General features: G+C 50.0%; 6 protein-coding genes. All 6 read right to left on the bottom strand.

The features are described 5' to 3' along the window. Window positions 1–12 precede the first annotated feature (12 nt). Complete coding sequence (locus tag FEN17_RS14660) at window positions 13–3,135, bottom strand: SusC/RagA family TonB-linked outer membrane protein (RefSeq protein WP_138366094.1); 3,123 nt, start codon at window positions 3,133–3,135, stop codon at window positions 13–15. Between the two features lie 36 nt (window positions 3,136–3,171). Continuing rightward, the gene (locus tag FEN17_RS14655) at window positions 3,172–5,070 is read right to left on the bottom strand and encodes a RagB/SusD family nutrient uptake outer membrane protein (protein WP_138366093.1); all 1,899 of its coding nucleotides are present in this window, start codon (window positions 5,068–5,070) and stop codon (window positions 3,172–3,174) included. An 11-nt stretch (window positions 5,071–5,081) separates the two neighbouring features. Beyond that, window positions 5,082–8,597: a TonB-dependent receptor gene (locus FEN17_RS14650; protein ID WP_205748161.1), complete on the bottom strand. Its 3,516-nt coding sequence runs from the start codon at window positions 8,595–8,597 to the stop codon at window positions 5,082–5,084. Window positions 8,598–8,618: 21 nt separating this feature from the next. Next, on the bottom strand, window positions 8,619–9,707 hold the full coding sequence (locus FEN17_RS14645; RefSeq protein ID WP_138366092.1) for a FecR family protein: 1,089 nt from the start codon (window positions 9,705–9,707) through the stop codon (window positions 8,619–8,621). A gap of 132 nt (window positions 9,708–9,839) precedes the next feature. Further along, on the bottom strand, window positions 9,840–10,433 hold the full coding sequence (locus FEN17_RS14640; protein WP_138366091.1) for an RNA polymerase sigma factor: 594 nt from the start codon (window positions 10,431–10,433) through the stop codon (window positions 9,840–9,842). Between the two features lie 116 nt (window positions 10,434–10,549). Then, complete coding sequence (locus tag FEN17_RS14635) at window positions 10,550–11,785, bottom strand: DUF6786 family protein (RefSeq protein ID WP_138366090.1); 1,236 nt, start codon at window positions 11,783–11,785, stop codon at window positions 10,550–10,552. Window positions 11,786–11,787: the final 2 nt, after the last annotated feature.

Below are 11,787 nucleotides of genomic sequence, written 5' to 3'. Positions count from 1 at the left end.
AAAATGCCTTGGTTAGAAAATCACGCTGATACCTGCATTGAAAACCCTGTAAACCGGAAATGCCGCATAGCCGCCGCCCTCAGGCCCGAAATCCTTCGATTTCATCTTGTCCCAGGTGATCAGATTTTGCCCGCTCACCAGCACCCTGATTTTGTCTGCGAGGATCGCGCGTGAAATGGATTCAGGCAATGTGTAGCCGATCTCAACGTTTTTCAATCTTAAATAAGAGCGGTTGTATAGATAATAATCGCTCGGCTGGTGGTTGGTACTCGTTCCCAGCGACAATGCCGGCGAGGTAATTTCCGCCCCGCTGGCGTAGCGTTCAGCCGTCCAGGCATTGCGATGGAGCGCTCCATAAACGCCGTCAAAAGAAGTTTCCCATATCCCGATCCCGCTCGTATCGATCGTCGAATAGTTGCCAATACCCTGGAACAGAATGTTCAGGTCAAAGTTTTTGTATTTCAAACCACCGGAAACCGCGTAGATCAGGCTGGGCAACATTCCGGTACCGACCGGCGCTTTGTCGCGCTCGTCAATTTTTCCGTCACCATTCAGATCGCGGTATTTCAAATCGCCGGGGCGCGGGGTACCGAAGCCGTACGCCAGCTTGCTGTTGTCTATTTCAGATTGCGAGTTGAAAAATCCGTTACCATTGCTATAATCCACCAGGTACCCGAATTTTTGACCAAAAGAATAACCCTCCTCCCATTTACGGTACACGTAATCCTCAGTTTTTAGCCCCTCATTTCTGCTAATGATCTTGTTTTTGGCATAAGTCAGATAACCGCCGCCGTACACCATCAGATCTTTGGTCAATGACCTGGAATAGTTTAAATTAATGTCAACTCCCTTATTTTCATAGCTTCCGGTGTTGAGTTTAGGATAGTTATCAAGGGGGATACCCTGGTAAAGCGGGATCGTAGACAGTGCCCCTACGATCATATTGTTCATCTTCTCTTTAAACACATCTACCGACAAAGTCCAGGAATTCAACAAGCCTAGGTCAATGCCCAAATTTATCTTTTTAGAAACTTCTGCCTGAATGTTGGGATTCCCTACCTGCCCTTCCGTCACATTGTATTGCAGGTAACCCACAGGCCCGCCGCCGCCGACCGTCACATTATCGAGGTACGCATATCTCGCTAATCCGCTCTGGTCGTTGGCAGTTTTCCCGTAGGAGGCCCTCAATTTTAGGTTGGTGAGTAGGTTGTTATTTTTCAAAAAAGCTTCATTTGACAAAACCCAGGCCGCTGAGATCGCTGGCGTCGTCGTGTACCTGGTGCTCCTGGCATACTGTTCCGAGCCTGAGTAACCCATATCCAACTTCACCAGGTAGCGGTCGTCAAAACCATACGAAACTTCCACCCCGGAGCTCACGCGGTTGTACGGCAGCATTCTCGCCGAATCATTTTCCGCTTTTGTCAGGTTTTGGTAAAACATATAAGCCATACCCCCTACCCGGTGCCGCCCGAAATCGCGCTTGTAATTCATTGCGACATTATAGGTCAAATGATAGTAATAGGAGTGACTTTTGGAATAAGCCAGCGGCGTATCATTCTGCGCGCCCTTTTTTACAAAACCCGTGGTGCTGCTCGAATCGCTCGTGGCTACATATCTTTCATAGTCCTGCCTCGTGGCCAGGCTTCCCACCGAGTTGGTCTGGTAAGCCAGCACCCCCGTCAGGTTCAAACCTTTGGTCAGAAAACCCATATCCAGGTCTAGGCCAAACTGGGAGGTAATATTGGTAACCGTGTGCCGGACGTAGCCCGTGCGGTTCAGCATACCGTAAGTCGGCGAATCCACGCGCTCGGTCGTGATCACTTTGCCTCCCGGATCCACCACTTCGTCCGAGCCATCCATCACCGGCAATGTTACCGGGCCGAACATGGTCGGCGGGATCTGAAAAATACTTTTGTAAACATCGGCATTGCTCGCACCCGGCGTCCGCTCCCTTTTCACATTACCGCTTAGCCGCACAAAGGCTTTCAGGTATTTGTTCAGGTTCATATCCACATTCGAGCGGTAATTGATCCAGATATTATTGGCATTCGGATCGTACCGCGTCTGGTCGGTTTTGAATTGGCCGCCCTGGTGCATAAAGTTGATGTTGGAGAAAAACTGCACCTTATCATTCCCGCCCGTCACATTCACGCTCGCCCGCTGCATGGTCGCAAAATCCTTCATGAAGCGCTTGTACCAGTTGTTATCCGGGTAGGCAATCCGGTCGGCGCCAGAGCGGTAGCCATCAATTTGTTGTTGGTTAAATAAATAATTCGCACCCAGGCCATCATTCATCGCAGCCTGATTTCGCATTTGCGCATAATCCGCCGAGCTAAAAAATGCCGGCGTAGTTGTCACCTGCTGCACCGATTCATCGAAGCGGGTTTTGATTTGCAGCGGCCCTTTTTTGCCTCTTTTGGTCGTGATCACCAGCAAACCATTTGCACCCTGGATGCCGTAGAGCGCCTGGGTCGAAGCATCTTTGAGCACCGTGATCGACTCGATTTCATTGGCCGTAATGTAATCCAGCGTCTGGTTGGAGTTGTAGGAATTAATGATCCCGTCGATCATCACCAGCGGGCCGGCATCCCGGGCGGCGGAGAGGCCGCGGACGTACAGGTTCGTGGTGGTTCGGGATAGTTCGGAATAGGTTTCCTGTGTGGTTACGCCGGGTAATCTGCCTGCCAATGTTTGGGTCAGGTTCGCTACCGGCGATCTTTCCAGGTCTTCACCCCGCACGGTCGAAACCGCACCGGAGATTTCGCTCCGCATTTGCGTGGTGTACCCCATCTGCACCACTTCGTCTCGGCGGTGCGCATCGGGTTTCAGCCTTACTTCCAGCTCGGCTTTGTCTGCCACCTTCATTTTCTCGTTACGGTAACCGCCCATCGAAAAAATAATCGACTCGCTGCCATCGTCCACACTCATCGAAAACTCCCCCTTGCTATTGGTGGAAGTACCATTTTTGCCATTTTCCGACTGTACCACCACGCCCGCCAGCGGCTTGCCAAACTGGTCAAGCACCAGTCCGTTAATCGTCTCTGCCAAGTCCTGCGCAATACTTGGCGCGGCCAAGAATAATCCCATCAGGAGCGCCAGGGCAGTCTTTTTGTAAATTTTTATAAATGCTATCATACAAATGATCGTCTAAATCTTTGAAACCGTGATGGATTACCAGCCTTTGTTTTGCCAATCTGCTCCCGTGATCGAGCGCAGCCTGTTCGCCTCATCGAGCGGGATCGGCACCCACAGGAATTTGTTGGTATAATTCTTCCTTTCCGTGGCCCGCACATTGCGGCGCTTGTAGGTGAATGTGCCATTTGCGTTGCGGGTAATGTCCATCGCCGTCACCCAGCGGTCGGTTTTCGACAAATCATCCGTCGGCAGCGACCAGCGGCGCAGGTCGAAGTAGCGGTTTTCTTCCATAGCCAGTTCCACGCGGCGCTCGGCCCTGATTCGTTTTATTAAATCGGCTTTGGACAAAGAAGCGGGCAAATTCGGCATCCCGGCACGGGTACGGATTTCGTTCACGGCCTTGGCCGCTTCCACCAGCTGCCCAGCTTCGGCCGCAGCCTCAGCGAAGTTTAGAATGATCTCGCCCAGCCTGAAAAGTTTCCAGTTTGCACCCGCTATCGGGTTATCACCGCCGGAATTCGGGTGCAGGAATTTCCTTTCAAAATAGCCGGTACGGGTTGCGCGGCGGGTGGTCGGGTGGATTCCGGTTTGAGGCTCACCATTATAAGTAGCAATGATCCGCGTCCGGTTTCCGATCGGCGCCGGATAGTTTTCTACCGATTCAGGAGATTCCGCGAAATTCCACATTGCCTTTCTTTTTGAACCATTGTAATAAATGGACGCATAGAAACGCGGATCGCGGTTGGCGTACGGATTGTTCGGATCGTATAATTTATTGGCCGCGTTGTAGTTGGGCTGCAAATGTTGCTCGTCCAAGTACGGTTTGTCCAGATTCAAAATCGGCTGACCGTCGGAGGTTTCGTAGGCGTCCACCAGTTCCTGCGTTGGGCAGGTGCCTGATTTGTAACCATCCTGCGCGCCGATACCATCAATGTTCCAGATATTTCCCTGATTTTCCCTGCTTTGAAAAATCGTTTCGCGGTCCACCGGACTGGCCGAGTAGTTCATGCCCTGGGTAAAATATTCATTGTAAATCGCCGTCTTCTCGTTTTTATTCGGGCCCAGATAGGCAGTTTCAGCGAGATAGGTTTGCGGCAAATTCACTCGGTTATAAAGCTCGTAACCATTCGTCCGCAGATTTTCCAAAGACTTTTTATTGACCTGATAAGCCTCCTGCCAAAGGTCCTGACCAGCATTATTGAGCGGACTGGCGGCAAAAAGGATCATTTTCGACTTGATCGCCTCGGCCAAACCTTTATGCACCCGGCCACCCTCCGCAGGTGTGGTGATGCGCCACGGCAGCTCGGCCGTGCCCAGCGCCACGTCGCAGTCTTCCATAATGAACTTTACAATGTCATAGTAACCCGCTTTCTCTACCGAAGAAAAGTCGTCGGAGAACTCGTAAAGGTCTTTTTCGATGGGAATCGCGGCACCGAACCATTTCAGCAATTCGGAATAATAATAGGCCCGCAGCAAATGCGCCTCGGCTTTCCAGCGGTTGCGGTCAGCGGGATTTTTCACAGTAGCCGCGTCGATGCGGTTGATAAACAAGGTACAGTTGCGGATCGCGCTCCAATATCTGGCCCAGTAATCGCCATTTCCGCCGTCGGCGCTAATGTTGGTGATCGGGTGGCTGCCGGCGGAGGCGTCACCATTGTACATCCGGCCGGACATGATCCACGATTCGGCCTCAGCGTCGGTGTCCCAGGCTTCGTCGCTCCAATCCACCGGCCCGCGGCTCCAAAAAAAGTAGCGGGTACCTTTTACGGGAATGTTGGTATAGCAGCTGTTGAGAAATGCGCCGACCTTATCATTATCCGCAAAAATCTCTTCCATCGTCAGCTTCCCGTCGGGCGCCATATCGAGCACATTCTTGCAGGATGAGGCGGCGAAAACCGACAGCAGCAATGCAAAAAGTATAGGTTTAATCTTCATGGTTCAGGATGTTAGAATGTAATGTTCAGACCGAAGTTTGCCATTTTGGTAACCGGGTATCCCAGTGAATCATCGTTTTCCGGATCGAGGTGGCCCATTTTCAGGTGGTCCCAGGTGAAATAGTTCTGCGCGCTCACATATACCCGCAGCTTGCTGATACCCAATGCTTTCAGTGATCCTTTTGGCAAAGTATAACCGAACACAATGTTTTTCAGACGGGTAAACGACCGGTCCATGATAAAGAAATCATTGGCAGTATGGTTCGTCGTGCTGTGGGTACTGAGGGCGGGATAAGTGATTTTTTCACCGGCTGCATACCGCTCGGGCGTCCATGCAGTTTTGTGATAATCAAAATAAGTACCGCGGATAATGTATTCATAAACACCCTGTTGCGCGTAGTTCGTCGTGTATTTTCCGACGCCCTGGAAGAATGTCGTGAAGTCAAAAGCCTTGTACTGGAATGTCAGCGACAAACCGTAATTCACGCGTGGAATATTAGAATATCCGATCGGTGCCTGGTCCTTATCATTGATCACGCCATCCTTATTCAGGTCGATGTACTTGAAATCCCCCACCCGCGGCTCGCCAAATCCGTAAGTTGTTTTGGTCAAATAGGTATCCAGCTCTTCCTTCGAATTGAAATACCCGTTTCCGTTGCTGTAATCGATCTTGTAACCCCACGATTGGTTCAAAGAAAAACCAGCCGACCGGTAGCGGTAAGGATAAGTATCATCCCGCTGCGCCTCGTCCATAAACTTCACCGTGTTGTGGTTATAGCCATAATTTCCGGAAACCTGGAATGTAAAATCTTTGGAAAAAGCCTTATTGTATGTCAGCTCGATCTCATAACCTTTGTTGTCCACCAGCCCCATATTCACTTTCGGAATGTTGCCCAGCGGTACGCCCTGAAATTCCGGCACGGTTCCCCTGGAAATCAGAATGTTGCTGCGGTGCTCGACGTAATAATCAACTGAAAGGCTCAGGTCGCGGAGCAGCTGAAAGTCCATCCCGTAGTTTTGCTTTTTAGCTACTTCCCAGGTCAGGTTCGGGTTTCCGAGCAAGCCCTGGTTGATGGTTTGCCCCAATCCCAGGCTCGTCAGCGGCCCCGATCCGGCCATGGTAATGTTACTTTGGTATAAAAAGCGTGGACTGGTTTCCCTTGAAGCACCCAGAATGTCATTTCCGACTTTTCCATAAGAAGCCCTGAATTTCAGGTTGGTAACGATCCGGTTATCTTTCAAAAAAGCCTCGTTGCTAACTACCCAGCCCGCTGAAAACGCCGGAAAAAACCCGAAGCGTTTGTTCGGCGCAAATTGCTCCGAACCATTATAACCCATATTCACCTCGGCCAGGTAGCGGCTGTCATACCCGTAAGTGGCGCGGCCTGCTACGCCCAAAACATTGTATGGAATCTCACCCGCAGCCGTCTCCCAGGTGTCGCGCTGCGCGAGGATCATGCCCGTCAGATCGTGTTTTCCGCCGAATGTTCTCGCGTAATTGATCGAGCCCTGCATGTTAATGTTATAGCGGGAATCTGCGCCTTTTTGAAGTGACAGCAAACTTTCGTCCGAGCGTTTCACCGCATAAGTCAGTACGTCGGTGGTCGGGTTTACCTCTGCCAGATATAGTCTTTCCGACTTGTTTCCCTGCATTGCCGTGGTCGCTTTTGAATCATAAGAAACCATCCCTTTAATGCTCAAACCCTTCGTGACCGTATTGCTCAAATCCCACTCCAAACCAAATGAGGCATTCAAATTCGACCGGATTTCATTCCGGTAACCAAAGCGGTTCATGATCTCAAATGCAGAGCGGTCCATGTATCCTGGATCGACAATTTGTCCCGGCTTGACGCCGAAGCCGTCGATCGTAGTCGGGCCGGGGGTGATGGGTAAAATGGTTTGTGCCTGGTAGAGCAGGTCGCGCATCATCCAGTTGGTATCATTGCCGTAGAGCCAGGCGGCGGGCATATTCACCTGCTCGATGTAGCTACCAATGTTTAAAAACGCTTTGAGTGAGTTGGTTACCTTGTAATCCAGGTTGGCGCGGAAGCTGTACCGGTCCATTTTGGATGAAGGATCGTAGCCGAGCACTGACTTGGGTTCCACATTCAAATTGCCTCCCTGATGTAAATAAGCGCCATTTACGAAATACGAAACCTTGTCGGTACCGCCGCTCACATTCATATTCACCCGCGTCTGCGGCGCATAGCGCGAAATGTATTCGCGGTAGTAATCGTGGTCGGGATACATATAATTCCGGATCATCGCTTTTTTGGCATATTCCGGATCATTCGGGTCCAAACCAGCGAGCGGATTGGCATATTTATCCATCGTTTCCTGCGAAAAAGGCAGTGGTGTGATGCCGTCGTTTTTCGAAGCCTCATTCCGTAAAGCCATGTATTCCAGCGAATGCAGGCGTGCCGGCTCGCGGGTAAACGACGTAAAACTTTGCTCGGAATTGATCGTCAGCTGCGTTTTGCCTGCAACACCTCTTTTGGTGGTGATCAAAATCACCCCGTTTGCGCCCCGTACCCCGAAGACCGCCGTCGCCGACGCATCTTTCAAAACCGAAACCGAGGCTACTTCATTGGCGTCCAGTGTCCTGATGTTGTCCCTCGGCACGCCGTCAATCAAAATCAGCGGGCTTTTTCCGTTTGTCGTCGCCGCGCCGCGCAGGTACATCGTAGCGTCATCCCGACCCGGCTGCCCCCCACCCGACTGTATTGAAGTCAGGCCGGGAAGGCGTCCGGATAAGGAATTGGCCAAGCTTGCTGATGAACTCTGCTGCAAAACCTCCGAGGTAACCGACGATACTGCGCCGGTTACCGATACTTTCTTTTGTTCGCCGAAACCCACAACCACCACCTCGTCCAGTGCCTTCTCGTCCACTTTCAGATTTACATTTAATGTGGTTGCGCTGCCGATCTGGATTTCCTGGCTGATGTAGCCTACAAAGCTGAAAATCAATGTTGCCGCATCATCGGGGACGATCAGCTGATAGTTGCCGTCAATGTTCGTGGATGTACCTAATGTGGTACCTTTTACCACCACGCTCACGCCGGGGATACCCACGCCTTTGTCGTCGGCCACTTTGCCTGTAATATCTTTATCAGTGATTTTACGGACAGGTACCGGCGTGTCCGTCTGCTCCGAAGTTTTCTTCTCGGCTGCCTTTTTCAATAAAATGGTCCGTTTCGAAACCTTATACTCAATACCCAGCGGATTAAGCAATGTTTCCAATACTGCGTCCAGGCGCTGGTTCTGGCTTTCCAGGCTAACCTTGCGCTCGGCATGGATCACTTCTGCACTGTACACAAACCGCACTTTGGTTTGCTCCTCGATTTTTTCCAGCACTTTATCCACGCCCACTTCATTAACGTTGATGGATATACGCTGGCTCAGGATCTCCTGTGCCTGCAAGTCCGCTGCAAACGAAATTTGCATGAAGAGCAGCAAAAGCAGGCACGGGGCGAGGGTCATTTTCATGATCTGAAACAGAAGTTCATTCGAATGTCGATGTCTTTTCATAGGTTTTAGGTTTAGGTTTTTTTATTCGCAACCGGGCGAGCTCACCAGGATCACGCCATTCCGGGTTTCGTATTTCGCATTCACGACGGTGCAGATCATATCCAGCTTCTCCGATACCGGCTCGTCACCCAGCCTGGCGGTAATGGTGCATTTGGCAATCGCCAGCTTATCGTAGCGGATATCCAGTCCGTAGGTTTTTTCCAGCGAGGCAAATACGTCTGCCAGCGGCGTCCGCTTGAACTCAAAATCCTGGTTCTCTACCGGCAAATCCAGCAAAACTGGCGTGGTAACCGTTTTCGCGATCATTGTCTGATTTTTTCGGTTAAATGTGACTTGCTCGTTGGGTTTCAAAACCAACTTTTTAACCTCCGCGCCATTTTCCTTTTTACCTGTATCATTGGCCGAAACTTCCACAATCCCTGTTTTTACCACCAGCTTCACCTCATCGTCCTCATCATTGGCCCGGATGCTGAAACTTGTTCCTTTTACTTTGGTGACCATGTTGCCGGCGTAGACCAAGAAAGGCTGCTCCGGATTTTTGACCACTTCAAAAAAGGCCTCTCCCGCCAGCTCCACTTCTCTTTTTTCTTTGGTAAAATGCTTTGGATACCTCAGGCGCGCGTTTTTCTTTAAAATCACCGAGCTGCCGTCGGGCAAATTCACCAGTTTAATTTGCGTAGTCTTATTCTCAATTTCTGTCCAGGTCAATGTTTCAGAATCATTGAATGCCGATTTTGCAGCATTTCCGAAGCGGGCCGTGATGTTTTTTTGTTTATAAAAAATCGTTGCAAAACCCGTCATCAGCAGGAATACTGCCGCAACCCTCAGCCAGTTACCATTCCACCAGTATAAAATGCGGCGCTCGTTTTCATCCGGGATCGCCTGCATAATCTCCCCTACCTGCAACTTCACTTCGGCTTCTGAAATAAAATCCTGATTTCCCTTCACCGCCAGCAGGATTTCCCTGGCCTGCTCCATGTTAGCAGCTTGCAAAGGATTATCCCTCAGCACATTCAGCCAATATGCATCGTCTTTGCCATGATAAACCCAGTCGCGGAACCTCAAATCTTCGAGCCAATCTTTGACCTCAAAGCTTTTATAATTATTCATGGATTTTATAAAATTATTTGCTTTGATACGATGAGGGTTTCGTCAGCAAATAGTACCCATGAACTTTGGAATATTTTTTTTGTCGGAGTAAGTGGCGTGCCTTCGACTGCGCTCAGGCTGACAAGCCAAGCATCATCCCATGGAGAAAAACAGTGCGAGGAATATGGTGACGTGTTGTAAGTAGTCGCGGAGTTTCTGGATGCCGTATTGGAGGTAGTTGGCTACGGCCTGGCGCTGTAAACCCATTACGGACGCGATTTCGTCGTAGGATAAATTTTCGTAGTATTTGAGGTAGAGGGCCTCTTTTTGTCTTCTTGGAAGCGAATCGATGGCTTTTTTTAATCTCGTGGCCGTGAGCTGGTCGGTCTCGTTCACGATCCAGTCCGACTCCGGCGAAATGTCGTCGAAAGGGTCGTCGCCTTTGATTTCCGAGAAAACCGATTGTCGCCTGATCCTGTGAATGAGGTTATTACGCAGGGATTGGAATAGGTACGGTTTGATGGCGGATATGTAGGAGAGGGATTCTTTTTTCTCCCAAAGTTCCAGAAAAAGGTCTTGCAGGCAATCCTTAATCATATCACGGTCGGGCGTGAAGCGGGTGCCGTAATGATACAAAGCGGCGTAATTGTGTTCCGTGATTTCCCCGAAGGCAGTTTTATCCCCTCTGCAGAACTGCTGCCAGCGCGTCGTCAGGTATGCTTCGGGTAGACGTTCGGAATGCTTCACGGATCAGGGGGCAAACGTTGAAAATGACTCCACTTCAATACATCCAATTAAATCTTGCAATCGGAATGTAAATATCCGTGATGCCCGCGCCTCAACTATCCTGCGCTATCATGCTTTTATTTAAATATTTCCCCGATTTGATCAATGTTTACGCCAAGTACCTTTTGCGCGATCTGATTTAATGCTTGTTTGTCGCCTTCAAAATGATAGGTTCTCTGGTTGTGGTTCAGTTTTTCGTTTTTCTTCAAAAGCTTCGCGGGGGAGTTGGATTCCAGTTCGTAAAATGGCCCCATCTGCGAACCGTCGGCGAGCGGGCCATCATTGTAAGCATTCAGCGCGTCACCTTTAAAAGGCTCTTTGTGCTCTTCCCAGGTCGATTTCAGGTACTCCCCTTTTGGGTCGAGATCGTATTGAATGATCGTCAGAATGTTCTTTTCGGCATCATAGCTTCCTGCAAAAGGTTTAGCCGACAAAGGTGCCAGTCCGATTTTACTCCGGAATTTCCCATCGGCTTTGAGATACACCGCGCCGTCTTTTACAACCAGCCGCTCTTTGGGAATTTCGCCAAAATAATTATCCGTAAGCTGCGGTTTTTCTGAATGTTCTTTTGAAAAAGGCGCGATAATGGTGGTTTCTGCGCCGGGCGTGAACATGCCCAAAAGCCAGATCCCGATCGCGCCGGATTCTCTTTTCCAGTCCGCACCATTATTGGTAATCGTGTTTTCGGAAACATAGGCAGTGACTTTTACCTTTTGATCCAAAGAAATTGCCAGCGCTTTTTCAATGTCCCGGCGGCCCAGCATCGAAATTTTCCGGTCAATGGTGAAATCAAGTGGCGTACCTGAGTGATTTTCCAATGTTGTTTTCTTTTGAAAAACGACCGAAGAAGAATCAGAAGACACCACCTCAAAAGCCTCCGAGTCGATCACCGCCGGCGTTTGCCAATGTTCAAAATCAAACTTATCGCCTTTTTTGAAATAGACTGAAAACTGCCCGCCCTCGGGGGAAAGCCAGAAACGTTCCTCGCCGCCGAATGCATTGATATGTGGCTGCAACTTTCCACTTTCGATGAGCTTGTAATTGATCCAGCCGTAACTGTTGCCGCCATCGCCGCTGGCAGTGCTGGTCATTACACGGCCCTGGTAATCAGGGATAATGATCGCCTGCGAAGCCGGATCGTCCGGAGCGGTAAGGAGGATGATTTTTTTGTGTTTTTTCAAAAAGGCTATATCGTAGCCGAATGTGCCTGCGGAGGCGGCTGTGGTATCTTTCACTTGATTTTGTTCGCTTTTATTACTGCCCTGGCAACCGAAAATCGCCAGACAAATGCCGAAAATAATGAGCCCTTTCATCG

Source organism: Dyadobacter luticola, from assembly GCF_005860805.1.
Classification (GTDB): Bacteria; Bacteroidota; Bacteroidia; order Cytophagales; family Spirosomataceae; genus Dyadobacter; species Dyadobacter luticola.
Note: the sequence above shows the minus strand (reverse complement) of the source record. Positions and strands in the feature narration are given on the sequence as shown.